At 61.3% G+C, this 24260-nt stretch carries 25 protein-coding genes; 7 read left to right on the forward strand and 18 right to left on the reverse strand.

Annotated features, from left to right (window positions below):
- The first annotated feature begins 248 nt into the window (after positions 1 to 248).
- From M728_RS11015 to M728_RS11025, 3 genes are all read left to right on the forward strand, one after another.
- Positions 249 to 968, forward strand: coding sequence for a carboxypeptidase regulatory-like domain-containing protein (locus tag M728_RS11015; RefSeq protein ID WP_026618944.1), 720 nt, complete (start codon positions 249 to 251; stop codon positions 966 to 968).
- 123 nt (positions 969 to 1091) lie between these two features.
- Positions 1092 to 2228, forward strand: coding sequence for a metallophosphoesterase (locus tag M728_RS11020; protein WP_026618943.1), 1137 nt, complete (start codon positions 1092 to 1094; stop codon positions 2226 to 2228).
- A 13-nt stretch (positions 2229 to 2241) separates the two neighbouring features.
- The gene (locus M728_RS11025) at positions 2242 to 2712 is read left to right on the forward strand and encodes a c-type cytochrome (protein WP_026618942.1); all 471 of its coding nucleotides are present in this window, start codon (positions 2242 to 2244) and stop codon (positions 2710 to 2712) included.
- Between the two features lie 343 nt (positions 2713 to 3055).
- Here M728_RS11025 and M728_RS11030 read toward each other — a convergent pair whose 3' ends face one another.
- The 4 genes from M728_RS11030 to M728_RS11045 are packed head-to-tail and all read right to left on the reverse strand — an operon-like array spanning position 3056 to position 5497.
- A complete protein-coding gene (locus M728_RS11030) occupies positions 3056 to 4330 on the reverse strand; it encodes an NAD(P)/FAD-dependent oxidoreductase (RefSeq protein WP_026618941.1) in 1275 nt (424 codons plus the stop codon).
- On the reverse strand, positions 4327 to 4698 hold the full coding sequence (locus M728_RS11035; RefSeq protein ID WP_026618940.1) for a c-type cytochrome: 372 nt from the start codon (positions 4696 to 4698) through the stop codon (positions 4327 to 4329). Before M728_RS11035 ends, M728_RS11030 begins: the two co-directional genes overlap by 4 nt.
- Position 4699: 1 nt before the next feature.
- Complete coding sequence (soxZ, locus tag M728_RS11040; RefSeq protein ID WP_026618939.1) at positions 4700 to 5002, reverse strand: thiosulfate oxidation carrier complex protein SoxZ; 303 nt, start codon at positions 5000 to 5002, stop codon at positions 4700 to 4702.
- 45 nt (positions 5003 to 5047) lie between these two features.
- Positions 5048 to 5497, reverse strand: a complete 450-nt coding sequence (locus tag M728_RS11045; RefSeq protein WP_026618938.1) for a thiosulfate oxidation carrier protein SoxY — start codon at positions 5495 to 5497, stop codon at positions 5048 to 5050.
- Between the two features lie 158 nt (positions 5498 to 5655).
- Here M728_RS11045 and M728_RS11050 point away from each other — a divergent pair, with 158 nt between their 5' ends.
- The 3 genes from M728_RS11050 to M728_RS11060 all read left to right on the forward strand — a co-directional run bounded on the left by M728_RS11050 (position 5656) and on the right by M728_RS11060 (position 7582).
- Complete coding sequence (locus M728_RS11050; RefSeq protein WP_026618937.1) at positions 5656 to 6711, forward strand: hypothetical protein; 1056 nt, start codon at positions 5656 to 5658, stop codon at positions 6709 to 6711.
- Positions 6605 to 6994: a restriction endonuclease gene (locus tag M728_RS11055; RefSeq protein ID WP_156943324.1), complete on the forward strand. Its 390-nt coding sequence runs from the start codon at positions 6605 to 6607 to the stop codon at positions 6992 to 6994. Before M728_RS11050 ends, M728_RS11055 begins: the two co-directional genes overlap by 107 nt.
- Before the next feature lie 306 nt (positions 6995 to 7300).
- Positions 7301 to 7582 (forward strand): helix-turn-helix transcriptional regulator, encoded by a 282-nt coding sequence (locus M728_RS11060; RefSeq protein WP_245269655.1) that lies wholly within the window; start codon positions 7301 to 7303, stop codon positions 7580 to 7582.
- A 210-nt stretch (positions 7583 to 7792) separates the two neighbouring features.
- On the opposite strand, the gene M728_RS11065 is transcribed toward M728_RS11060, so the two are convergent.
- The 7 genes from M728_RS11065 to M728_RS11095 all read right to left on the reverse strand — a co-directional run bounded on the left by M728_RS11065 (position 7793) and on the right by M728_RS11095 (position 12670).
- Positions 7793 to 8404 carry a hypothetical protein gene (locus M728_RS11065; protein ID WP_198023362.1) on the reverse strand — a complete coding sequence of 204 codons (612 nt, stop codon included), beginning with the start codon at positions 8402 to 8404 and terminating at the stop codon, positions 7793 to 7795.
- 137 nt (positions 8405 to 8541) lie between these two features.
- Complete coding sequence (locus M728_RS11070) at positions 8542 to 9180, reverse strand: ATP-binding protein (protein ID WP_026618934.1); 639 nt, start codon at positions 9178 to 9180, stop codon at positions 8542 to 8544.
- 3 nt (positions 9181 to 9183) lie between these two features.
- Positions 9184 to 9537, reverse strand: coding sequence for a hypothetical protein (locus M728_RS11075; protein ID WP_026618933.1), 354 nt, complete (start codon positions 9535 to 9537; stop codon positions 9184 to 9186).
- 1090 nt (positions 9538 to 10627) lie between these two features.
- Positions 10628 to 10996: a hypothetical protein gene (locus M728_RS11080; RefSeq protein WP_026618932.1), complete on the reverse strand. Its 369-nt coding sequence runs from the start codon at positions 10994 to 10996 to the stop codon at positions 10628 to 10630.
- 231 nt (positions 10997 to 11227) lie between these two features.
- On the reverse strand, positions 11228 to 11632 hold the full coding sequence (locus M728_RS11085; protein ID WP_026618931.1) for a ketosteroid isomerase-related protein: 405 nt from the start codon (positions 11630 to 11632) through the stop codon (positions 11228 to 11230).
- Positions 11633 to 11686: 54 nt separating this feature from the next.
- The gene (locus M728_RS11090) at positions 11687 to 12109 is read right to left on the reverse strand and encodes a secondary thiamine-phosphate synthase enzyme YjbQ (RefSeq protein ID WP_026618930.1); all 423 of its coding nucleotides are present in this window, start codon (positions 12107 to 12109) and stop codon (positions 11687 to 11689) included.
- Between the two features lie 207 nt (positions 12110 to 12316).
- Entirely contained in the window at positions 12317 to 12670 is a 354-nt protein-coding gene (locus M728_RS11095; protein WP_026618929.1) for a DUF1428 domain-containing protein, read from the reverse strand.
- Between the two features lie 204 nt (positions 12671 to 12874).
- On the opposite strand from M728_RS11095, the gene M728_RS11100 reads away from it, so the two are divergent.
- Positions 12875 to 13444: a transglycosylase SLT domain-containing protein gene (locus tag M728_RS11100; RefSeq protein ID WP_026618928.1), complete on the forward strand. Its 570-nt coding sequence runs from the start codon at positions 12875 to 12877 to the stop codon at positions 13442 to 13444.
- Positions 13445 to 13663: 219 nt separating this feature from the next.
- On the opposite strand, the gene M728_RS11105 is transcribed toward M728_RS11100, so the two are convergent.
- From M728_RS11105 to M728_RS11135, 7 genes are all read right to left on the reverse strand, one after another.
- Entirely contained in the window at positions 13664 to 13957 is a 294-nt protein-coding gene (locus tag M728_RS11105) for a GYD domain-containing protein (protein ID WP_026617902.1), read from the reverse strand.
- A 375-nt stretch (positions 13958 to 14332) separates the two neighbouring features.
- The gene (gene rpoD, locus M728_RS11110) at positions 14333 to 16390 is read right to left on the reverse strand and encodes an RNA polymerase sigma factor RpoD (protein WP_026617903.1); all 2058 of its coding nucleotides are present in this window, start codon (positions 16388 to 16390) and stop codon (positions 14333 to 14335) included.
- A gap of 562 nt (positions 16391 to 16952) precedes the next feature.
- Positions 16953 to 17987 carry an L-threonine 3-dehydrogenase gene (tdh, locus tag M728_RS11115; RefSeq protein ID WP_026618927.1) on the reverse strand — a complete coding sequence of 345 codons (1035 nt, stop codon included), beginning with the start codon at positions 17985 to 17987 and terminating at the stop codon, positions 16953 to 16955.
- A gap of 40 nt (positions 17988 to 18027) precedes the next feature.
- Positions 18028 to 19215: a glycine C-acetyltransferase gene (locus M728_RS11120; RefSeq protein ID WP_026618926.1), complete on the reverse strand. Its 1188-nt coding sequence runs from the start codon at positions 19213 to 19215 to the stop codon at positions 18028 to 18030.
- Positions 19216 to 19370: 155 nt separating this feature from the next.
- Entirely contained in the window at positions 19371 to 21239 is a 1869-nt protein-coding gene (gene recQ, locus M728_RS11125; protein ID WP_026618925.1) for a DNA helicase RecQ, read from the reverse strand.
- Between the two features lie 155 nt (positions 21240 to 21394).
- Complete coding sequence (gene dnaG, locus M728_RS11130; protein WP_026618924.1) at positions 21395 to 23386, reverse strand: DNA primase; 1992 nt, start codon at positions 23384 to 23386, stop codon at positions 21395 to 21397.
- 126 nt (positions 23387 to 23512) lie between these two features.
- A complete protein-coding gene (locus M728_RS11135; RefSeq protein WP_026618923.1) occupies positions 23513 to 23962 on the reverse strand; it encodes a GatB/YqeY domain-containing protein in 450 nt (149 codons plus the stop codon).
- Positions 23963 to 24260 lie beyond the last annotated feature (298 nt).

Raw genomic sequence — 24260 nt, forward strand, 5'->3', positions numbered from 1 at the left:
GGCCAACATCCTTCATCTTCGCTGCACGCTCTCAGCGGCGATGCGAACCGGATGCCTGGCGAGGCCGAAGAACTGCTCCGATAGCTCAGCCTTGCAATGGACACGTAGAGATATGACGCGGCCGGGTGTTTCCCGCTGGCGTCTATCTATATTCGTCGCCAGCCCTGCCAAAATCGCGATTTCGCCTTGATATTAGAATCATTCTGAATGAAAATGCAATGTTTCCTTCAAGGCGAAGGAGGCTTGCTGTGACAAAGCACCGCTTCTTCTCTAAGTTTCTTGGAACTGCTGCGGTTATGATGATCGCACCGCCGGCTCTATCCTATGAGGTAAGCGCCGTAACGGGAGGCGGATCCATTGAAGGCGTCATCGTCTATCGCGGCGACGTTCCGACGACCAAGATCATTCCGACAAAGGATGTTGAGGTTTGCGGGCAACCGCGGGATGAACCGCTAATCCGCGTTGGCGCCGATCAGGCGGTCGAAAGCGCGGTTGTATATCTGGTCGACGTCGCGTCGGGAAAGGAATGGCCCGCACCCGGCAAGACACCCGAGCTGAACAACTTGAAATGCCGCTTCGAACCCCAAGTGCAGGTGATCGCCGCAGGCCCGCTTGACGTGATCAACTCGGACCCGATGCTTCACAACACACACGGCTATTACGGCAAGCGCACCGCCTTTAACCTGGCCCTGCCGAACAAAGGTCAGCGCATACCGGTTGAATTGCCGCGGCCGGGCACGGTGCGCATCGACTGCGACGCGCATGGCTGGATGGAAGGCTGGATTTACGTGGTGGACAATCCCTACTACGCGGTCACGGGCGCTGACGGCAAGTTTTCCATCACTGACATTCCGCCGGGCGACTACAAGCTCGTGGCAGTGCAGCCCTTTATCGGACCCACGGAAATGCCCGTTAAAGTCGAGGGCGGGAAAACCACCAAGTTCGATATCGAGCTTAAGAAGAAGTAGCATAGGTAACGTGTCGGCGTGAGAAAAGTAAAGTAAAGAACAAGAAAAGCACTGACTGGCTTACACGCCATGTCTGCCTCTGTGGGGCCGAGTTCTTCTGTCGGCCTGAGAGGAGGATTCGTCATGTCTGACGAACTTGACCGCATTCGCCGCGAAATGCATTCCGTACTGCAACCTGAAGGGGTTCGGCCCGACGACTCACTAAAAATTACCCGCCGCACCTTTATCCACGGATCCCTCGTATTCGGCGCGGCAACTGTCGGCCAGGCCTTCGCCTGGTGGCCGCTGCTCAACACGCTCGATATTGCCCATGCCGCCGAGGCGCCGTTCAAGTTTGCCTGGATCTCCGACACCCATCTCTATCCAAGGTCCCTGAACACACGCTTCGTAGACAAGGTGGTGCGTGCGGCTCAGGAGGTCCAGGCCATGGATCCGCCGGCCGATTTCCTGATCTTCGGTGGCGATCTGGCCCAGCTCGGAAAGATCGAGGAGCTGGAACTCGGCGTCGACCTCCTGAAGGAGATCACGATCCCCAAGCACTACATCCCAGGCGAGCATGACTGGTACCTCGACATGGGCAAGAAATGGGGCGAGCTATTTGGCCAACCCAACTGGACCTTCGACCATAAGGGTGTGCGCTTCATTGGCCTCGATACCGTCAGCCGCGGCCCGGACTATTGGACGGCCAAGAACATGACGCCCGAGGAGCGGATGGGCCATATGGCCACACTCGACGGCACCGTCGCCGGACCATGGGCGGGCGTCGGCCGGGATCAGCTCGACTGGATGGAAAAGACCCTCGCCGACTGGGACAAGCAGCGCCCCGTCGTCATCTTCAGCCACAACCCCCTCTACGAGTACTATCCGCCGTGGAATTTCTGGGTGCGTGACTGGCGCGAAGTCCATGAGGTGCTGAAACCCTATGCCAAGGTCACGAACATTCACGGTCACGTGCACCAGGTCCTCTACAACGAGATCGGGACGTTGCGTTCGATCGGCATGCTGGCGACTTCCTGGCCTTGGCCTTATGCACCGGAAGGCTTGCCGAAACTTACCAAGCCGATGATCCGCGTCGATCCCGGCGACCCCTTCGACGGCGTTGGCTGGGAAAAGATCAATGTGGCGGCCACCGATGAGGTGGAAGTGGAATACATCATGTGGGGCCGCAAGGAAGTCTTCGTGCAGTCCCCCGAAGACCATGACAAGCATGTTTCGGAAGTGATCCGGCCGAGGGTCGCGGACAACATGTGGCCCTACTAGGGGAGGAATGGTCATGATAGCCTGCTCGAAAATCCGCTGGTTAACACGGCGTTTCCCCCTCGTCGGGGGAATTGCCATTGCCGCCGTTCTGGCGGGGCCGACCAGCGCCCATAAAGATCCGGTAAAGCCGGAGCAATTGAAGGCTTATCAGGAAGTGTTCATGGAAGAGGTCAGGAAGGGTGACCTTCTCTTCCATGGCGACCAGAAGATGGCCGAGCAGCTAGGTGTTGCCGACGACCTCTCGAAAACTGGCATGGCCTGCGCGATGTGTCATCCCATGGCGTCCGACACACACCCCCAATCCTTCCCGAAGTTCCAGCCGCAGATCGCCAAGTTCGCGACCCTCCGGGACATGATCAACTGGTGCATCGAGAAGCCGAACCAGGGTGTGAAGATCGATCCGGAATCCGAGGCAATGAAGGCGCTCGAAGCGTACATCACGTGGTCCAACACCGGTTCGGTGCTGCAGCCGGGCAAGTTTTAGGGGGCGGCCGCTGTCCGGACGAGCGGCTACGGCCATCCTTGCGTGAACCCGAACTGGCGCGACGAAGAGGACGCATGTTTTGGCAACGACCGCACACGTCTTGCCGACGGGTGGCGTGGGGTGTTGCCCTGGGTCGACGTCGCCCGCACGGTTCACCGGTTCTCACCATCTCCTCTGGGCCTGGGCTACAATCTCATCGCATTGATCGCCGCGGTGCTCGGGGTTCCTGCAGCCGATTCTCGCGGCGGCCGTTATGGCCGGATCGAGCGTTCTCGTCGTTATGAATTCAATGCGCCTGCCGGACCTGGACCCATCACGCTGGTCGGCAGACTCAGGCATTGCTTCAGGAGCCCCCGCCGAAAACATCCGCGGTGAAGGCGGAATACCAGCCCACGGCGTGTCGGGCGGTGCGGCGGCGGGCCTCAGCGCTCTCGCCCACCTTGCTGATCAACATTTTGACGGTCTTTATCCTTCCACCCTCCGGTGCGAAGGTGAGGGCATTGGTGAAAGCGTCGTCGGGCGCTAGAAACGTGTAGCACGAGTTGAACAGGTGCGGCGGAAACTGAGGCGAGCCCGTGAGGGAAGCCGCAATGGCAAAAGCGCATGCTTTGGCCTGGCTGTTGGCAGAGAAGGCAGACTTCGGCATGTCGCCGCCGATAATCGAGTCGCCTACGACATGGATGCCGGGCTGCAACGTCGACTCGAACGTCACAGGATCGACGGGGCACCAGCCGGATGCGTCAGTGAGACCTGCCTTCTCGCCGATGAGCCCCGCCTTCTGGGCCGGAATAATATTGGCGACCGCCGCCCTGAACGTCTCGCCTTCTGTCACCACCGATCGCGCCGCGACATCTACGGCTTTGATGGCCCCGGTGAACTGAGACGGTAGCCATTCAATCATGCCCGGATAGTGACGCGACCACGCATCCTGGAACAGTTCCTGACCCGAAAACCTATCCTTCGCGTCGAGAATGAGTATCTTCGATTTCGGTTTGAACTGCTTGAAATAGTAAGCGACCAGCGAGGCCCGCTCATATGGGGCCGGAGGGCAGCGGAACGGGTTTGGAGGCGCAGCGATAACGAACACACCGCCGTCGTCCATGCTTTTGAGCTGCCGGCGCAGCAGTTCGCTCTGGGATCCGGCAATCCAGGCATGCGGCATGATCTTTGCCGCTGCCTCATCATAGCCCTCGATCTCGGCGAACTTGAAGGCGATCCCCGGGGCGACGACGAGGCGGTCATAGGAGAGCTTTGCGCCGCCCTGAAGTTCAACACCTTTGCCTGGGGCGTCGATCGCCACCGCGCTGTCGCGGATGATCGTTATGCCGTGGCGTTCGGCCAGCGTCTCCAGATCGAAGGTCAGGGAGGCGAGCGAGCGAAGACCGGCAAGGTAGAGATTGCTGAAGAAGCAGGTGACGTGGGCGGAGTTCGGTTCGACCAGTGTGACGTCAATTGACTTCAGGTCAGCGAGGTATCGGGCAACCGTTGCGCCGCCGATTCCGCCGCCGATCACGATGACCCTCGGCCGTCCCTGACCACGAGCAATATGTGGTGCAGCCACCCCCAGCAGCGCTCCTCCGACTAGACCACCGATCTGGCGGCGCGTCCAAGCCGTCACGGCTGCCTCCCGGCGTTGGCTCTGTCAGTGAGGTAGCGCGCCATCACGGCCAGTTCGCCGTCGGTGAGCGACAGTGCAACGGCATGCATCACAAGGCTGGGGCTTTCGCTCGCACGAAAGGCGAGCATGGCCTTGACGATCCTCTGTTCGTCCAATCCCACGATCGGCGGAATGGCCTGCCCGCGGCCGGCTGGGTCGTGACAGGACGCACAGGTGGCGGCGATCTGAGCGCCCTGGCTTGCGTCCTCGGCGGCCGAATTTCCGGGAAAAAGGAGAATTGCGGAAAGCGAAGTACCGAGCAACCACCGGATTTCGGCTGCGAGGCCCTTCGCACGCGAGACAATCGCGGCCGCCCGTTCCCTTTTCATGTCAGGTGACCACTATGTCGTGAAAGAGAGAATAGGTCGCGCCGCCGTCCTCCCGCCAGGAGAACTCAAGACGACCGTTTTCCGTCGCGAGCAACTGGAACTCAAGGAACGGATTGGCCGAGACGGCTTCGTGCAGATCGGCACGGAAGACCTCGAGCTCGCCGTAGCGGCAGACGAACTGATTGATGATCTTTCGCGGGATCGTCTTACCCGCGGAATCGGTGCGCAGCCCCGTCTCCATCTGGTGCTGGATGATGGCCTTGACCGTGAACACCTCGTTTTTAGCTACCGAGCCTGGAACCATCACGCGGGGTATGGGAGTGGTCACGCCTACCTCCTTGCGCAACTTTCAGAGACAGCCATTGGTGGCGACCGTCACCCAGGCCTTTGCCATCAGCAGGCTACCGTCGCTCATCTCGGCAAGCGCCACCACATGTTGCGGGGCGGCCAGCCGAACGCGGGTCGAGACACTGGAGAGGCTGCGCCCCGGAACGAAATGAAACTGCACCACTTCGACGAGCGGATTCTTCGGAGCGAACACGCGGACGGATTTGACGTGGTCGGCCTCGGTCATCGGACTGTCGACCGAGATGCTCATAGGCACCGTATAGCCGGTCGGGAATTCCGCTGGCATCACGAGGCGAAGCCGATTCGAAGGCGTTGCCTTCCGCCCGGTCAGACGCCACAGGAAGTCCTCCATCTCATCCGCCCCCTGCGTACGCTTCGGCGTCAGCAGGGCGACCGCACATGCCACTGTCGCCATTGTGTTGGCCAGGATATGACGTCGCGTCAGGCTCATCGCTGTGTCTCCGGGACGGCTTGCACGTAGTCAAAAAGGAATTTCCTGCCTTCTCAAACGTCGCCACCGCGGCTCTGCGAAAGAGTACACCCTGTCACTTCCCCCGTAAATTGCGCACGATCCGAGAGTTTATCGGCATACATTGAAGCACGCCTCGCATGCTGGCCGCGGCGATTATCGAACTTGACCATATCGCTTCGTTTGGGTGCCAGGCCTGGTCGATCAAAACCGTGCGAGGGGATAGGCCTTGGATTTGCGCAACGTCGTTTACAGGAAGGACGAATTTTGAGCACGAGGAGACAACCGGAAGCACCGAATCTTTGGACACGAATTCGCTGCTGAATCAAACCCGGTCACGAGGACAGCGGCGAGTATCAGACCCTATCTCCGGGATCCGGCCCAACGAGTACTACGAACTGACGGCGAAGAAGAAGAAGCTGGAAATCGAGAAGGCGGTCTTTGAGCAGGATCGCGCGATTGTCTGCAAGGCTCGCGACAAGCTCAAGCTTCAACCGGAATTCTCAGGACTCGAGCTCAGCGCTGAGGAACACGAGAAGGCAATCAACGACCTTCTCGTGAGATTGCGGTCGCTGCTCACGACCCGGCAGACAAGAGCGATGGAACTCGCCGATATTCTCGACCAGCGGGCGGGCCTCGACCAGCAGATCGCTATGGTCCAGGCCTCCGCCAACGAACTGGCAGAGGACGCCACGTGGGCGGCTGATCAGGCGGACGAAATCATGTGCCCCACGTGCGGAGTCGTGCACGCCAACGATTTCAGAAATCGCTTTGCCATCCTTGCCGATCGGGAGGAGTGCTTCGAATTCCTGAGCAGCGCGCAGCAGAAACGTCAGGACGGGCTCATCTCACGAGGCGAGACTGATACCGTGAATGGTGGCCGCGAGCGTCTGAACGCGGTGCTGCAGCGTTTGGGCGGCAAGCCACTTCCAGCCGATCCGACAGCGACACCGGTTGCGCCCATGCAGCCTCAACGCACGGCTCCAAGCGAGCGGCTGCGGCAAGAACTCGAGGACGAGTTCGCGCGGCTGCATGGTATGGAAGACGCCGCCCAGGCGCGCGGCTACGCCTTCGAAAGATTCCTAAGAAGTGGTTCGACACTTGGGGATTGGACGCCCGCGCCTCGTTCAGACAAATTGGCGAGCAGATCGACGCAGCTTCGAGCACCGAGGCACAGTTTACCTGATCGAAGCTAAATGGACCAATGCGCGAAGTGACGCCGCTGCGCTACGCTCGTTCCAGGAAAAGGTGGGCGACGGGTTCGAAGGCACGCGTGGCTTGTTCGTCTCCTATTCCGGGTTCACCGATGAAGGACTCCGTGCCTTCAACGCCAAGCGCGTCATCCTCATGAACGGCATGGACGTCTTCCAGACACTGCGCCGGCGCATTTCGCTGGAGGAGATGATCGCCGCTAAATTCCGGCGCGGCACAGAAGAGCGACGTCCGCTGATCCAGGTTGACGAGTTGTTCCCTCAATGAGATCCCATCGATCCGTAGCGGCGTGCGTCTCAGATTTACTAAGTGTAGACAGCGGAAAAATGGATGCTGTCTAGGTTGTGAAAACTGGTCGCCAGTATCCAACCTGAAACCGTTCGGTCGTTTTCCTTTTAGGACGGCGCAGCACTGCAAGGTCCATTGGCGTTTCGATATTTTTCCGCAGGATGCCGATCAGCGACGCCATATCCCCGCAAGGCTTTGGCTCATGTCAGTTGGTGACACGTCATGCGAATCCTACAATTGTTGACAAATTGGTAAAACTACAGCCCATGTTCATGCATGGATTCGATGTCGGAAATCATGCGAGTTCTTCGGGCGGCTCGTGCGCTGGTGGGCCTCAGCCAAGCGGAATTGGCTGAGCTCTCCGGAGTCAGCCGTCAGATTGTCGTGAGAATCGAGAATGGCGAGAACAACGTCCTCGTCGAGGCGATCGAAAAGGTGCGCCGTGCCCTCGAACAACAAGGGGTGACATTTACTGATGCAACGCCCCAACACGGGCCGGGCGTTGCTCTTGGTAGGTCAACTGAAGGGGACGATCCGCGCGCCGCAAAAGGACTCGGTCAGAGTTAAATGCCCGGCAGACAGGTTGCGGCCGCGCACTAGGATGTGCCTGAGCCCGGTCCGGATCCCGACGAACCTTCGTCTACAGGGGCGTCTTTCCGCGACCGACGGACTTGTAGTTTTTCGCGGACGTGCCCCTGGCCGACAAGAATGCGAATCCTTCGCAGCGGGCGAAAGCCGACCTCGAACAGGGCTTGAAGAAGCGTCTTGCGGGGTGGCTCACCCATCTGGGGCTGCCCCCGGATCTGGTAGATCGGCTCCGTTCTGGCTCTCCACCCTCACGGACCTGTGCAGCATCGAATCCCTCGCAAGCGCGAGCATCTGATCGCGTTCTGCCTCGAGCATTTCCAGTGCCCGCTGGTACTGCGCGTCAAGGATCTGCCTTACCTCTTCTTCAATGGCCGCCGGTAGCGACGAATCCTTGAGGGATTCAATGTCCTTGATGAAGATCGGTGTGCTGCCCAGGCCGTACGAGGCCACCAGCCTTCGGGCAATCGTCGTGGCTCTCTCGACGTCGCTGCCGTCGACCCCGCCTGAGCCGAGCGAACGGTCGCCGAATACGACCTGCTCTGCCGCCATGCCCGCATACGCGACGGTGATCCTGTCGAGCAGCGAGTTCTCTGTTGGGACCCAATCTTCAAACAGCTCGTAGGACGTTTCTCCCCCAGCATTCGAATGTGCGCGCGGATTGAAGGTTTCGCGAACGGTTATCGTTGCGTTCTTGGCGAACCCAACTGCCAGAGCCACCATTGCGTGACCGCTCTCGTGAACTGCCAAGCGAAATTGCTCCTCGGTCGAATACTTCGCCCGGGCCGGCAGAACGGCAGCCACGTCCTCGATCCTAACCGCGCGTCCTTCGGCGCGTGATCGTCGCCTAGCATTGCGGGCCGCCTTCTCGAGGTCGGATCCCGACATTCCTTCAAGATTCGCGACGGAGTCCGCCAGAGACGCTGCGTCGATCACACCCTTCAAGTGGTAGCTGAGAATCTCGTCCGATCGTCCGGAAGCGAAAGTTCGAAATGCTCCTCGATCCGCCCGCTTCGCAGGACGGCCGGGTCTATGAGTTCGCGGAAGTTCGTGGCTCCGATGACGATGACACCGTCGGGCAAATTCGTCATCAGGCTGAGAAACTCATTGATGACGATCTGCCAGTAGAGTTGATACCTCTCTCCATGCAGCATTCCTCGATGGCCGAGGCTGTCAAACTCGTCGATGAAGAGAACCGCACCGTCTGCTGCCGCTGCCTCGGCGAAGCTCTGGTGCATCGCCCGGAGTGTGTCGTCGGGGTGACCCGCCTTTTGCCATTTGCCGACGGTTGTTGACACGAATTTCAATCCAAGGGCATTCGCGAATGCCTGGCCGAACTGGGTCTTGCCTGTCCCCGGAGGGCCATAGACGAGGGCCCCGGATCCGACCTCCGACCATTCAAGTTTGTCCTGCCGCCACAGGGCGACATCGTTGGCGACAAGACGAGCCCAAGCCTTCTCCCTTTCGTATCCCGGCAGTGCGAAAAGGCTGGGGCCCTCGGCCGCAGCCATCCCGAGTCGGGAGAGCTCTGACAGATCGCCCTCCTTCAATTCGCGTCTTGCCAGGGCCGCGATGATCATCTTCTACTGCTTCGCAGCCACAGCCGCGGCGATCTCATCGGAAAACGGAGACCGCGACGACAATATGCGGGCGGCCTGGACATGCCGCGCGGACTGTGGTGCGATCTCGAGGATCGCGTCGGCGGCGAAGCGCAGTTCATTGGGCACATTGCCGAAGTCCGCGGTGATGATGATCGAGAGCTCGTCCAGATCGAAAATGCTCAGATCGTCGTTTTGGAGCTTCGATTTCTTTCGACCGCTCCCGACGGCGTGGATCCGCTTGCCGGCGAGAACCCAATCGGTGTCGCGGTCGATCCTGTCGAGATATTCGGCCGCGTCTCTGGGGCGGCGCAGTCCGGCTCGGGAAAATCCGGACACACGACGGCCTCCACTTCGGCCGGTTCAGAGGCCGTGCTGCCCGGCTGGGCGGCGCCGATCCGATCACGCGGGCCGCCGGCACCCCGGCGTCGTTTCCCTCCAAGTTGCGAGTCCTCGCCCGCGCCGGGCAGGCATGGCCTCCTCGGGAATATCCCGCGCCGTTGGCCGGATCCGCCATTGGGCCCTCCCTTCCGGCAGTCGGGGAAGGCCTTTTTGATGACAACGGAAGTGGCAACGGAGATGACATCGGAAATGGCAACGGCGGCCGCGGCGACCGTGGACGCCCCTGGATCCTTCCGATCACCTCGTTTCGGAAGAATTGTGATTTAGTTCATGACGTTGCGAGGTTCCTGGACGGCTATGAACCCTCCTGGGGCGTTTGGCTCGTACGCCTCATAACCGCTTGGTTGGGGGTTCGAGTCCCTCCTGGCCCACCAATGTCTTTGTTTTTGCTACGTTATTTGCCCCTGTGTCCAAAATGCTGACAAAACTATTTGGACACGCTTTCTCCGCATCTTTTCGCTCTCAGGCCCGCCACGACTCGGCGGGTAGCGGGCCGCGGAACTTGAGCTGAAAGCGAGCTCGACGCGGTGCGGCACCCGCAGGAGGGAGAACGCCACGCCGGTTCGGATCCAGTTCCAAGGCCAGAGCCATCGGCGAAGGCTCGCTTCATGGCGTGCGCTCGAGCAGCCGATGGCGACGGGGGCTCATGCGGCGCTCGGCTATCGCGGCCCGCGCGCCCCAGAGGTGCTGTTCACTCGGTGGTTGGGGCAAAGGTGAAAAAAGGGCTGAGAGCGGAGGGAAGCTGCGCAACCGGGCTAATACTAGCCAGCGATTGACTCGCGGCCGTCGGCACGGAAGCAAACCCCACGGGCCGCTCGTATCGCCGCCAAGACGCTGACCGCCCAAACGACAACAAAAAAGCTGAACGGCGTGTGCCGCTCTCTTCAGGAAAGGATGACGGGCGCTGTGAATTCCAATGCCCGCTCTCTCGCCCAAGTCAATGGACTCGCATGCAGAAAAGCCCCCACGCCAGGCGTGAGGGCTCCATTTCCGTCGGCCGGGGGAGACAAGACGGAAATTCAAGGATTTACCAGCGGCCGATTATCGGGCATCCGCGCACGTTTGCGAAGATGATTGCCTGGCGCTCGCCGTAGCGACGGCCCTGGACGACGACTTGGCGGCGGGAGACGTCGGCAACGTGGGCCCGGCGCAGGCCGCGGTCACGTGCCTTGTCGACGGCAAGCCACGGTTCGCAACGGCCGCGGCGTTCCCAACGATCGCGCCGCCAATCGCGCCGGTCGTCCCAGCGGTCATAGTCGCGCTCGCGGTAATGGACGCCACCGCCCTGACCGAATTCGAAGATCAGCTGATCGGCCGAAGCTGTGGTAGTCGCACTCACAAGTCCGGTCATTCCGAGCACGGCGGCGACGGCGGCATTGACGAGGAATTTCTTCATGGCGTTTCTCCGGTGTAGGCGAAGGGTTTCGAACTGGCTATTTGCGCCAAAGATAGACCGGACAAACTGAACGGTACCGGAACCCTCCGTTCATGCGGTATTCAGGTTCAAGATCTCGTTGGAACAACGGGACTCAAACGCGATACGTTCCTTTTTCAGACAATGCTCCGCCCATGCGAAGCGCCGCGAAGTGATTGATTCAAGGGATTTCGACGATTGCAGCAGGCGTGCTCAGCCCGTCAGCTCCCGCTCGAAGAGGCGAAGATTGCGGTAGTGGCTGAGGCGGGTGATGACACCGTCCTCGATCTCGAAGATGAAGACGCTCGGAATGGAATAGCTCTGGCCCGAGGCTTCGGGAAGGCCGGCCATCGTCTCGCGGTAAGTGCCACGCGCCGTCGTATCCGCCGCCACGCGCTGGCCGAAGGCGTCGCGCATCAGCACGATGTCGCCGAAGCTCTCGTCGAAATGGCGCAGATAGCTCATCACCCATGCTCTGAGAGGACCGGCACCGACGGTACGCTGACCGGTGAGCGAATCGAGGGCAACATCCTCGTCGACGAGACGGGAAAGCGCGTCGAAATCGCGATCGTTCAGGGCCTCGATAAACCGGCTGGCAATCGTTTGGGCGTCTGGCATTCTCTCCCCCTTCTTTCCACTCTACCGCAAAAAGCCTGCGAAGCGGCATCCCGATCAGGCGCCGAGATGCAGGACGATCTCGCGGCGGTGCGGTCGATCGCGGTGTTCGAAAAGGTAAAGCCCCTGCCAGGTTCCGAGCGCCAGGCGCCCGTCCATGACGGGGATCCCGATCGAAACTTGCGTGAGGACCGCCTTGATATGGGCGGGCATATCGTCCGGTCCCTCCATCGTGTGCACGAGCCAGTGCATGGAGGGGTCGGAGGACGGCGGCACCAGCCGGTGAAAGAATGCGTGGAGGTCGCGCTTGACATCCGGATCGGCGTTCTCCTGGATGATCAGTGATGCGGAAGTGTGGCGGACGAAGGCGGTGAGCAGCCCCTCCGGCACGCCGGCACGCTGCACGAAATCGGCGGCTTCGTCGGTGAACTCGTAGAGCCCCTGCCCCTTGGTGGCGATGGCGACGACGGTCTGCGGCATCTTGTTCTTTCCGCTGCCTTGTAAACAACATTGCCCGCCCGCGCGCAAAGCGGCCACTGCATGTTTCCTGAAATCGCAAGCGATTTAAGGATGAAAACATGCAGCAATTCAAAGTGCTACAGCGCTTTGCGCGTCTGATAGGACGCGCGGCGCTGTAGGCAACGCAATTGATTACCGCATGACTCTATCCCTAAATCGCCGCCGATCCTACATCTCCAGGAAAGGCTCAAATCCGCCGTAGATCAAGCGCTTGCCGTCGAAAACGGATTTCCACTCGTCACCCTGGAGCCGCGGATCCGCCATGACCTTGGCGACGATCGTGTCGCGATCCTGTCGCGAGTTGTAGCGGACCCAAGAAAAAACGACCGTCTCGTCTTCCTTGGCCTGAACTGCACGCGGGAAGGATGTGACTTCGCCATAGGGCACGTCGTCGCCGAGGCATTCGATATATTCGAGCGCACCATGCTCCTTCCACACCTCGCCCGCCTTCCGTGCCATGTCCTTGTAAGCCTCGATGTTGGCCTTCGGTACCGCAACGATAAATCCGTCGACATATGCCATGTTCGTCTCCTCCGTTTGAAAGACAACAAAGGACGATCGAAACGAAAAGGTTCCGACATGCGATGTGATTTTCATGATGCGGCTGTCGGAAAGGCTCTTCTCGTTTTATCGCGACCGGCGATCGCGGCGATCGTTCGACTTCTCCTCAAAACCGATCCTTAACATTTACGCTTTATCAATCTCTCGCAAACGAGAGGTTCCGCGATGCGTTGCGTTTTTGTCGTCGTCCTCCTGTTGCTGGCCGGCTGCGGAACGGTGCCGAAGGATACCCGGAACGCCTGTGCGGTTTTCGAGCAGCGAGATGGCCTTTTCAACAATTGGCGCCGAGCCGCTTATCAGGCGGAGCGTGAATACGGCGTGCCCGTTCCGGTGCTGATGGCCACGATCTATACGGAGTCCGGCTTCCGCCATAACGCCAAGCCGCCGCGTACCAAGCTCTTCGGCTTCATTCCCTGGACGCGGGTATCCTCGGCCTATGGATATTCGCAGGCGCTCGATGGCACGTGGGCCCGCTATCAGGGCGAAACGGGCCGCTGGCTGGCGCGCCGGACCGACTTCGCCGATGCGATCCGTTTTATCGCCTGGTACCATAGCGAGAGCCATCGGAAGAACGGCATCGCGCTCAACGACACCTACCGGCTCTATATCGCCTACTACCATGGCCACGGCGGCTACGAGCGCGGCAACTGGAGCGACACGGCCAAGGCCGGCGCCAAGAGGGCGGCCGGCATGGCCGCAATCTACGCACGCCAGTTGGGCAGTTGCGGCTCCTGACAGAGAAGGCTCTCTACAGCGCCGCGCGTCTTTTCAGACGCACAAAGGACGCTGTAGCGCTTTGAATTGCTGCATGTTTGTCCTTAAATCGGCTGCGATTTAAGGACACATGCAGTAAGGCGAGCACGAAACGCCACCCCTCGATCCATTCCGATGTAAGCATCGACCGGCGCGCCCTCGCCCCGCAGGGACTGCGAGGGCGCGGCACTGGGCAGCGATCTAGCCGAGCGTACCGATCAGCTCCCGATAGGCCGCTTCGGGGAAAGCCTTCAACGTGCGCGTGCGCACATTGCCGTTCATGCCGAGGGTCAAGGCGAACCGCGCAGCCACCGCGTCGTCCGGCGCTTCGCAGACCGCGACCATGTCGTATTCGCCCATGGTCAGATAGAACTCCTTGAAGGAGCCGCCCATCTCCTGAAGCAGCTTCTTGGCCGCATCGAGCCGCCGAGGAGATTCACGTACGTTTTTAATACCCTGCTCGGTCCAATTGAGAAGTACGACGTAAGTGGTCATATCACACCTCCCGTAGAGCCATCCCGCCTTCGAAGAAAGGCGGCCAAGATGCTCCGATTTCGAAAGGGCTAGAGCGCTTTTGCGCCTCGAGTGCCGGCGCGGTGCTCTACAGCCTTGATGCCTACATGGCGCGTGCTGCCAGCGGAAAGATGCCCGGCAGAATGTTCCACTTAGACAGGAAAGGCTCAGGCACAACTGGACGCCTGCGGGTGCAAATACGTCTCTCGCACTGCAAACCAGTGCCCCTTCGCTGCAAGCCGCAAAGTATAGTCCCGCCGCCGGGGGCGAACAAGCAACGATACCGCGGCCGCGAAAAGAAAGAGCCGGGCGCAAGGGCCCGGCTCCACTCTTTTGGCGTCGGTAGAAAACCGGCGATTAGCTGTCGAGGAACGAGCGCAGCTTGCGCGAACGGCTCGGATGCTTGAGCTTGCGTAGCGCCTTCGCCTCGATCTGCCGGATGCGCTCGCGGGTGACCGAGAACTGCTGGCCGACCTCTTCGAGCGTGTGGTCGGTGTTCATGCCAATGCCGAAGCGCATGCGCAACACGCGCTCCTCGCGCGGCGTCAGCGAGGCAAGAACACGGGTCGTCGTCTCGCGCAGGTTCGCCTGAATGGCCGCATCGATCGGCAGCAGCGCGTTCTTGTCCTCGATGAAATCGCCGAGATGCGAATCCTCCTCGTCGCCGACCGGCGTTTCGAGCGAAATCGGCTCCTTGGCGATCTTCAGGACCTTGCGCACCTTCTCGAGCGGCATGGCGAGCTTCTCCGCCAGTTCCTCCGGCGTCGGCTCGCGGCCGATCTCGTGCAGCATCTGACGCGAGGTGCGCACGATCTTGTTGATCGTCTCGATCATGTGCACCGGAATGCGGATCGTGCGGGCCTGGTCGGCGATCGAACGGGTGATCGCCTGTCGAATCCACCAGGTCGCATAGGTCGAGAACTTGTAGCCGCGACGGTACTCGAACTTGTCCACCGCCTTCATGAGGCCGATATTGCCTTCCTGGATGAGATCGAGGAACTGCAGGCCACGGTTCGTGTACTTCTTGGCGATCGAGATCACGAGGCGCAGGTTCGCCTCGACCATCTCTTTCTTGGCGATGCGCGCTTCGCGCTCCCCCTTCTGCACCATCGACACAATGCGGCGGAACTCGGCGATGGAGATGCCGGTCTCGGTCGCGAGATTCTGGATCTCCTGCCGGATATCGCGGATCGTCTGGTTCTCGGCCCTGGCAAATTCCTTCCAGCCCTTGCCGGCAAGATTGCTGATCGACTTCATCCAGTTCGGATCGAGCTCGGCGCCCGAATATTGCTCGAGGAAGGCCTCACGCTTGATGCCGTAAGATTCGGCGAGGCGAAGCAGTCGACCTTCGTTCTGCGTCAGGCGCTTGGAGATGTCGTAGAGTTGCTCGACCAGCGCATCGATGCGGTTCTGGTTGAGCGACAGCGACTTCACCGCCTTGATCAGCTCGTCCTTCAGCTCCTTGTAGCGGCGCTCCTGCGCCGGCGACAGCGTGCCGGTCGCGGCAAGGCGCGCTTCCACCTGCTGGTCCTGCAGCTTGCGGAGCTTCTTGTAGGTCTCGGCGATGAGGTCGAGCGTCTCCATCACCTGCGGACGCAGCTCGGCCTCCATAGCCGCGAGCGAGAGGTTCGATTCGTCATCGTCCTCTTCCTCTTCCTCCGGCGGAGGCATATCGCCGCCGACATTGGTGATGTCGTCGTCGTTCGCCGCAACCCGCGCCTTGCGGACCTTTTCCTTCTCTTCGGCCGCCTTGCGGTCGGCTTCGATCTTCTCTGGGCTCTGGAACTGCGGGGCAGCCTTGGCCTCGGGACCGGAATAGGTCGTTTCGAGATCGATGATCTCGCGCAGGAGCGTCTGGCCCTCGTTCAATTCGTCGCGCCAGATGATCAGTGCCTGGAAGGTAAGCGGGCTTTCACAGAGCCCGGCGATCATGGTTTCGCGGCCGGCCTCGATGCGCTTGGCGATGGCGATTTCGCCCTCGCGGGAGAGAAGCTCCACCGAGCCCATCTCACGCAGGTACATGCGCACCGGATCGTCCGTGCGGTCGGTCGGCTCCTTCTTCTTGCCGGTCGCAAGCGCCGTGCCGCCGACGGTCGCGAGCTCGCCGCCCTCGCCGTCGCTGTCATCGCTGCCGCCGTCGTCGTCGTCACCGCCGGCGACTTCCTCCGCTTCCTCGTCCTCGATGACATTGATGCCCATGTCGGAAAGCATGGCCATCGTGTCCTCGATCTGCTCGGAGGTCACTTCCTCGGAAGGCAGGACGGAGTTGAGCTCGTCCATGGTTACATAGCCGCGCTTCTTGGCGGCCTTGATCATCTTCTTGACAGCGTCGTCGGAAAGATCGAGAAGCGGACCGTCCGGAGTGCCTTCGCGTTCAACGTCTGCTTCTTCGTTTTCTTTGACTTTTGTTGCCATTTATTCGTCGCTTTCCTTGTCGCAACCGGCCTGCGCCCGGTGCCAATGCCGCTCGGAGGTCCGGGCACGCCGCGTACCCGCCACCGCTTCATTTCCCCTGACGTAACGGGATGATGTTTAATTCCTGATTAACCACGACAGCGATCGCGGTTGAACGGGCAAGCTTCGACAGTCCTGCCACTGAAACGTCCCTGGCATGATTTCCTATCCGCCGTACCATGTCGCCATTTCTGCTTGAAATGGTGATTCCCAGAATTTTTGATCCCGTCAAGCGTTTCCGGTGAAAAACCGCGCAAATCGGCAAAAAACGCTGACTGGCGGGGTTTTGTGCTGTTTATCAGCTTTCGCTCAACATGTAGGTGCGACCCGAAGAAAGACAAGAGCCGCCCTGGTTTTCCCGGGACCAAGCAATAAAAACTGGCGCGAAATGGGCGGCGCGACCGCCACAAACAGCGAACGCAAAAATATTCCACCGAAATTGGTGTTGGGGGCGCCATTTCGCAATAGCGTTCCGCTTCTCGGCTTGTCGCTCGACCAATCACAGAGAACTTGCCGGCGCGCCCTACCAGTCCATCACCACCTTGCCGGAATTGCCGGAGCGCATGGCCTCGAAGCCGTCGCGGAAGTCGTCGATGCCGATGCGATGGGTGATGATCGGCGAGAGGTCGAGCCCACCCTGGACGAAGGCGATCATCTTGTACCAGGTCTCGAACATCTCGCGACCATAGATGCCCTTCAGGTTGAGCATCTTGAAGATGACCTTGTTCCAGTCGATCTCGAATCCCGCCGGCGCAATGCCGAGGATCGCGATCTTGCCGCCATTGTTCATCTTGTCGATCATGTCGCGGAAGGCGGGCGCGGCGCCCGACATCTCCAGCCCGACGTCGAAGCCCTCGGTCATGCCGATCGACCGCATCACGTCGGCGAGATTTTCCTTCGATGCGTCGACGACGTGGTCGATCCCCACCTTGCGCGCGAGATCGAGACGGACGGGGTTGATGTCGGTTATCACCACCTTGCGGGCGCCCGAGCGCTTGGCGACCATCGCGCCCATGATGCCGATCGGCCCGGCGCCGGTGACCAGCACATCCTCACCGACGAGATCGAAGGAGAGCGCCGTGTGCACGGCATTGCCGAAAGGATCGAAGATGGCGGCGATCTCGTCCGGCACGTCATCCGGGATCGACACGACGTTATACTCCGGCAGGCAGACAAACTCGGCGAAGGAGCCGGGGCGGTTGACGCCGACACCAAGGGTATTGCGGCAGAGATGTCCCCTCCCCGCGCGGCAGTTGCGGCACTTGCCGCAGACGATATGGCCTTCGCCGGAAACCCGCTCGCCGACATGATGCTTGGTGACGGCCGAGCCGACTTCGGCGATCTCGCCCATGAATTCGTGTCCGACGACCATCGGCACGGGAATAGTCTTCTGCGCCCACTGATCCCAGTTCCAGATGTGAACGTCGGTGCCGCAGATCGCCGATTTCTCGACCCGGATCAGAACGTCGTTCGGCCCGATCTCCGGCACCGGAACGCGCTCCATCCAAAGCCCGACCTCCGGCTTCGTCTTGACCAGCGCCTTCATCATGTTGGTCATCGTATGGTCCTCGCCCTGCCCCTCACCCTAGCCCTGCCCCTCAAATCACACCCAACTCCCGTCCGACCTCCTCGAATACGGCGATCGCGCGGCGCACATCCTTCTCGCTGTGGGCGGCCGACATCTGGGTGCGGATGCGCGCCTGGCCTCGCGGCACGACCGGGAAAGAGAAGCCGATGACATAGACGCCCTTCTCCAGCATGCGCGCCGCCACCTCTTGCGCCAGTGCCGCGTCGCCGAGCATGACCGGTATGATCGGGTGCCCCTCGCCGGCGAGCGTAAAGCCGAGCTTCGACATCTCGGCCCGGAAGAGCGCCGCGTTGGCATAGAGCCGGTCGCGAAGAGCATCGCCGTGTTCGATCAGCTCGAAGACCCTGAGCGAAGCGGCGGCGATCACCGGGGCGAGCGTGTTCGAAAACAGATAGGGCCGCGAGCGCTGGCGCAGCCAGTCGACGATCTCGGCCTTTGCCGAGGTATAGCCGCCGGAAGCGCCACCGAGCGCCTTGCCGAGCGTGCCGGTGATGATGTCGATCCGGCCCTCGACGCCGCAATGTTCCGCGGAGCCGCGGCCATGCTTGCCGACGAAGCCGACCGCGTGGCTATCGTCGACCATGACCATCGCGCCGTATTTTTCCGCAAGATCGCAGACGCCCTTGAGATTGGCGATGATGCCGTCCATCGAGAAGACGCCATCGGTAGCGATGAGCTTGAAGCGGCTGCCTTCGGCCTTCTTCAACTCCTCTTCGAGTGCCGCCATGTCATTGTTGGCATAGCGGAAGCGCTTGGCCTTCGAGAGGCGTACGCCATCGATGATCGAGGCGTGATTCAGCGCATCCGAAATGACCGCGTCCTCTTCGCCGAGCAGCGTCTCGAACAGCCCTCCATTGGCATCGAAACAGGAGGAATAGAGAATCGTGTCCTCCATGCCGAGGAAGGACGAGATTCGCGCCTCGAGCTGCTTATGCTCCTCCTGGGTGCCGCAGATGAAGCGCACCGACGCCATGCCGTAGCCGTAACGGTCGAGCGCCTTCTTCGCCGCCTCGGCAAGCTCTTCGTTATCGGCAAGGCCGAGATAGTTGTTGGCGCAGAAATTCAGGACGCGCTTGCCGGAAGAAACTTCGATCTCGCCCGCCTGCTTGGAGGTGATGACGCGCTCGGATTTATAAAGGCCGGCCTGCTTCAGGTCCTCGAGTTCGGAACGGAGGTGGGAGAGGAAGGCAGAGGTCATGGGCGGGCCGCTTTCGAAAACAAAGAGGAGTTTGTCTAGACAAATAGCACGGTAGGTCTCGACGCGCAGCAAATTCTCGCCGCATTGTCGAGGCGAAGCACACAGGATTCAAGCATCTTCCGCGCCGTGAGTGACCCAACAAGCGCAGCAGACACTCAGTCAGCCCCATCCTCGAACGCATCAATGACCGCGAGGAAAGCCTGTCCATACTTCTCCCTTTTGCTTTCACCGACCCCCGGGATATCGAGCAGGTCGTCGAAATCGCGCGGACGCCGCTTGGCGAGCGCAATCAAGGTCATATCCGGGAAAACCACATAGGGCGGCACGTCCATCTCGCGGGCGATCGACAGCCGCTCGGCGCGGAGCAGCTCGAAGAGCTCCAGGTCGGAGCCCGCCAGATCCGAACGCTCGCGGGCGGCCGCCGATTTCTGTCCCCGCGCCGCCTTGCCGGAGGCGGGCCGGTCCTTGCGGAAGAGCACCTGCCGCTCCCGTCTGAAGACACTGCGCGCCTCCGGCTCGAGCTTGAGCGCTCCGAAGGCCGCGTGATCCACGGTAATAAGACCGGCGGCGAGCAACTGCCGGAAGACCGACTGCCACGTGCGGGCCGGCAGGTCCTTGCCGGCACCGAAGACCGGCATGTCGACATGGCCGAAGCGCTCTGTCTTTTCATTGACGGCGCCCATCAGCACGTCGATCAAATGGCCGGTGCCGAAACGCTCGCCGGTCCGGTACACGGCGGCGAGCGCCTTGATCGCCGCGTCCGTACCGTCCCAGGTTTCGACCGGCTTCAGGCAGGTGTCGCAATGACCGCAGCCGCCGGGATGGGCCTCGCCGAAATGCGCCAGGATCGCCTGCCGCCGGCAACCCGCCGTCTCGCAGATCGCCAGCAACGCGTTGAGCTTCGATCTTTCGATACGCTTGATCTCCTCCGGTGAGCCGCCCTCGTCGATCATCCGCCGGCGCTGGATGACATCGGCCATGCCATAGGCCATCCAGACTTCGGAGGGCAGCCCGTCGCGCCCCGCCCTCCCAGTCTCCTGATAATAGGCCTCGACCGAACCCGGCAGGTCGAGATGGGCGACGTAGCGCACGTCCGGCTTGTCGATCCCCATGCCGAATGCGACCGTGGCGACGAGGCACAAATTCTCCTCCTTCAAGAATGCGTCCTGATGCGCATCACGCAGCGCCCGGTCCATGCCGGCATGATAGGGAAGCGCGCGGATCCCTTGCGCGTTCAGCCATTCCGCTGTGTCCTCGACCTTGGCACGCGAAAGGCAATAGACGATGCCGCTTGCATCCTTGAAGCGCTTCAGGAAGCGCAGGAGCTGCTGGCGCGGCTGGTCACGCTCGACGATCTCGTAGGCGATGTTGGGCCGGTCGAAGCTCGAGGTGAAAACCCGCGCACGGGTCAGCGCCAGCCGCTCGACAATATCGTCGCGCGTGTGCGGATCTGCGGTCGCGGTCAACGCAATGCGCGGCACGCCGGGAAAGCGCGACGCGAGGCAATCGAGGCCGCGATATTCGGGACGGAAATCGTGCCCCCATTGCGACACGCAGTGCGCCTCATCGATCGCGAAGAGGGCAATATCGATGTCGGCGATCATCTCGGCGAAGCCGTCGGTGACGGCGCGCTCCGGCGTGACATAGAGCAGGTCGAGTGCCCCCGACGCAAGCGCCCGACGAACGGCGATCGCCTCCTCGCGCGTGAGCGAAGAGTTGAGCGCCGCGGCCCGAATGCCGAGCTGCTTCAGCGCCTCCACCTGGTCGCGCATGAGCGCGATCAACGGCGAGACGACGATGCCGACGCCCCTGCGGCAGAGCGCAGGAACCTGGAAGCACAGCGACTTGCCGGCCCCGGTCGGAAAGAGCACGACGGCATCGCCGCCCGCTACCACATGTTCGATGACCGCCTGCTGCTCACCGCGAAAGGCGGAATAGCCATAGACACGTTTGAGGACGTCCAAGGGATTAGGGGCGCCTTCCGCTTCGAAAAAGCGTGCGGTGGAATTGTGGTTTTCGGGCATGGAATCGCTTTCGTCGGGGCGCTGAGTATGGAGTCACGGAGAGCCAGTGCAAAGAGGTGGAGCTGACCCTTTACGCTGCCCTCTCCTCGCAAGGGGGCCCGGCTGCGGCGAGAAGATGCCAGCAGGCGGATGAGTGACCATCCCACGCGCCGCCGCTACCGCGCCGCCGGCCCCTTGACCCGCCCGGAAAGCACCCCAAAACCTTCGACGATCGCTTCGAGCTTGTCCATCCGGTGGAGCTCGAGTTGCACCTCCTCCATGGCGCGCACGAGCCGCTGGCCCAGCTCCGCATCCTCGGTGGCCGCAGCCTCGGCGATCTCGCGTTCCAGCTCCCGCTTCTGCCAGAGCAGCGCCTTGGTGCGCCGGTGGAGCGTGAGGGCCTGCAGATAACCCTCCCGCGCATCCTCTGGTGCTGCCGCGGCCGTCGCGGTCCAGAGGCGCGCATAGCGGACCTGCTGATCGAGCGCGCCGATCAGCGCGCCGAAGCCCTCGGCTTCGAGTTGTTCCATGAGGCTTTCCCGCGTCAGGCGCGGCCCGCTCGCCGCCGCAGCGTTCAAGACTGCGGCCCAGCAGCGCTGCAGATCGCGATGGTCGAACTCGATCGTGGCGATCTCGTCATATTCGTCGAATAGCAATTGCGGGTGGTTGACGATGGTGAGCGCGAGCACGCTCTCGCGAAGCAGCGGCACGGCCTGCTGACCGCTGACGAGCGACGAGCGCGCCAGGCGATCGGAGATCGAAACCGGCCCGGTATTCCGGTCGCCGGCATTCCGGAAACCGCCGCCGCCCTGTCGTCCACCACCTTGCCGCCCGCCTCGGTCGAATGGCCGACGTTCGCCCCTGAACGGCGCGCTCCCTTGCAGGAATGCATTCAGCCGGTCGCGCATGTCCTGGCCGTAGTGACGGCGCACGCTCTCGTCCGCGATGACCGACGTCACCTGCCTCAGGCGCGCTTCGAGCTCGGCTCGCTTCTCCGGCGTGTCGAATTCGCCGCCCTGGATCTCGCGCAGCCAGACCATGTCGGCAAGCGAGCGAGCATTGCCGAGCACCTTGTCGAAGGGCTCGCGCCCCTCGTGGCGCACGAGGTCGTCCGGATCCTTGCCGTCCGGCAGCATGGCGAAGCGCACGGAGCGGCCGGGTTTCAGATGCGGCAGCGCCAGGTCGACGGCACGATTGGCGGCGCGGATGCCGGCACCGTCGCCATCGAAACAGAGCATCGGCTGCGACGTCATCTTCCAGAGAAGATCGAGCTGGTTCTCGGTGAGCGCCGTGCCGAGCGGCGCCACGGCATTCTCGATGCCTGCCTGGTGGAGGGCGATCACGTCCATATAGCCTTCGACGGCGATGATCGTGCCCGCACCCTCGGCGCCTTGCGAAGCCCGCCGGGCGCGCGCGAAATTGAAGAGAACGTTGCCTTTATGAAAGAGCTCCGTCTCGTTCGAGTTCAGATATTTAGCCGACGCATCGGGCGACATGGCACGCCCGCCGAAAGCGATCACTTTTTCGCGGGCGGAAGGGATCGGGAACATGATCCGGTCGCGGAAGCGATCATAGGAAACCGGTATGTCCGGACCATGCACGACCAGGCCGCAAGCCTCGATCTGCTCCTTGCCGACACCCTTGCCGGCGAGAAATTCCTTGAGCGCATTGCGGCTGTCGGGCGCATAGCCGAGACGAAACGTCTCGATCGTCCGGCCGGTCAGTCCGCGCTCGCGCAGGTAGGCGCGCGCCTTCGCGCCGTTGGCAGTCTGGAGTTGATCCTGGAAGAACTGCGTCGCTAGTTCCATGACGTCGAGCAGGTTCATCCGTTCCTTTTCCCGCCGCTCGGCCTGTGGATCCGGCTGCGGCATCGGAACACCCGCCATGTCGGCGATCTGCTGTACGGCTTCAGGAAAGCTCAAGCCTTCGAGATCGGTCAGAAAACGGAAGTGATCGCCGGAAACGCCGCAACCGAAGCAATGATAGCGGCCCTTGCGGTCCTCGCAGTGGAAGCTTGGGGACTTTTCGCCATGAAAGGGGCAGCAGGCCCAATAGTCGCCGCGCGACACATTGGTCTTGCGCCGGTCCCAGGCGACGCGCTTGCCGATCACGTCCGATATCGGAACGCGGTCGCGTATCTCGTCAAGGAAGGACGGTGAAAAGCGCATGATTACCTCTAGCCAGCCTTCCATATAAGCGGCATGGCAGAAGGAAGCCACAGGCGCTCTGCGCCTTGCCCGCAATTCACAGGGCAGGAAAAGCAACGCCCGCTGCGAATGAGCGGGCGTGCGGACTTACTTCAGCAATTCCTTGACCACGCCGGAGGCCTTGCCAAAGTCCATCTGGCCGGGATAGCGCTCCTTCAGCGCGTTCATGCACTTGCCCATGTCGCGAAGGCCGTGTGCTCCCGTCTCCGCGACGACCTTCGCGCAGACTTCCTTGACCTTCTCCTCGGAGAACTGCTCGGGCAGGAATTCGTTGATGATCGCAATTTCCTGCCGCTCCTGTTCGGCAAGCTCGGGGCGGCCGCCCTCGTCATAGACGCGGGCCGATTCCTCGCGCTGCTTGATCATCTTCGCAAGGATCTGCAGGATCTCGTCGTCGCCGACGGGGTCCTTGCCATGGCCACGATTGGCAATGTCGCGGTCCTTGATCGCCGCCTGAATCAGCCGGACGGTCGAGGTGCGCCGTGTATCCTTGGCTTTGAGCGCCTCTTTCAGTGCGTTTGCGAAATGCTCGCGCATGTCTTCACTCCATGTCGAAACCGGCCCCAGGCAAGCCTCAGGAGCCGGTCCGATTTTGCGTCGTTGTTGTCGTCGTCTTAACCAGTGCGGCAGGCACAATCAAACTTATTGCACAACCACTTGAATTATAAGGTATTTTATTTCCAAACAATTCACGGGAGCCCGGTTGACCCGGTCAAAGCCTTTGGCTATTTTCCGGCACCTGCACGAACATCGGCATGAACCTTTCTCTCGCGGGGCTTCCGCGCGCCATGCCGCATGCTATTTGAAATGGCGTTGAATCGGCCGGCTTTCAAGC

It is taken from the genome of Ensifer sp. WSM1721, from assembly GCF_000513895.2.
GTDB lineage: Bacteria > Pseudomonadota > Alphaproteobacteria > Rhizobiales > Rhizobiaceae > Sinorhizobium.

Coding starts and splice junctions, on each gene's coding strand:
- M728_RS11020 (WP_026618943.1), top strand. CDS start 1,092: ATGTCTGACGAACTTGACCGCATTCGCCGCGAAATGCATTCCGTACTG.
- M728_RS11025 (WP_026618942.1), top strand. CDS start 2,242: ATGATAGCCTGCTCGAAAATCCGCTGGTTAACACGGCGTTTCCCCCTC.
- M728_RS11035 (WP_026618940.1), bottom strand. CDS start 4,698: ATGAAAAGGGAACGGGCGGCCGCGATTGTCTCGCGTGCGAAGGGCCTC.
- soxZ (WP_026618939.1), bottom strand. CDS start 5,002: ATGGTTCCAGGCTCGGTAGCTAAAAACGAGGTGTTCACGGTCAAGGCC.
- M728_RS11045 (WP_026618938.1), bottom strand. CDS start 5,497: ATGAGCCTGACGCGACGTCATATCCTGGCCAACACAATGGCGACAGTG.
- M728_RS11050 (WP_026618937.1), top strand. CDS start 5,656: ATGCTGGCCGCGGCGATTATCGAACTTGACCATATCGCTTCGTTTGGG.
- M728_RS11060 (WP_245269655.1), top strand. CDS start 7,301: ATGTCGGAAATCATGCGAGTTCTTCGGGCGGCTCGTGCGCTGGTGGGC.
- M728_RS11070 (WP_026618934.1), bottom strand. CDS start 9,180: ATGATCATCGCGGCCCTGGCAAGACGCGAATTGAAGGAGGGCGATCTG.
- M728_RS11080 (WP_026618932.1), bottom strand. CDS start 10,996: ATGAAGAAATTCCTCGTCAATGCCGCCGTCGCCGCCGTGCTCGGAATG.
- M728_RS11085 (WP_026618931.1), bottom strand. CDS start 11,632: ATGCCAGACGCCCAAACGATTGCCAGCCGGTTTATCGAGGCCCTGAAC.
- M728_RS11090 (WP_026618930.1), bottom strand. CDS start 12,109: ATGCCGCAGACCGTCGTCGCCATCGCCACCAAGGGGCAGGGGCTCTAC.
- M728_RS11095 (WP_026618929.1), bottom strand. CDS start 12,670: ATGGCATATGTCGACGGATTTATCGTTGCGGTACCGAAGGCCAACATC.
- M728_RS11100 (WP_026618928.1), top strand. CDS start 12,875: ATGCGTTGCGTTTTTGTCGTCGTCCTCCTGTTGCTGGCCGGCTGCGGA.
- M728_RS11105 (WP_026617902.1), bottom strand. CDS start 13,957: ATGACCACTTACGTCGTACTTCTCAATTGGACCGAGCAGGGTATTAAA.
- rpoD (WP_026617903.1), bottom strand. CDS start 16,390: ATGGCAACAAAAGTCAAAGAAAACGAAGAAGCAGACGTTGAACGCGAA.
- tdh (WP_026618927.1), bottom strand. CDS start 17,987: ATGACCAACATGATGAAGGCGCTGGTCAAGACGAAGCCGGAGGTCGGG.
- M728_RS11120 (WP_026618926.1), bottom strand. CDS start 19,215: ATGACCTCTGCCTTCCTCTCCCACCTCCGTTCCGAACTCGAGGACCTG.
- recQ (WP_026618925.1), bottom strand. CDS start 21,239: ATGCCCGAAAACCACAATTCCACCGCACGCTTTTTCGAAGCGGAAGGC.
- dnaG (WP_026618924.1), bottom strand. CDS start 23,386: ATGCGCTTTTCACCGTCCTTCCTTGACGAGATACGCGACCGCGTTCCG.
- M728_RS11135 (WP_026618923.1), bottom strand. CDS start 23,962: ATGCGCGAGCATTTCGCAAACGCACTGAAAGAGGCGCTCAAAGCCAAG.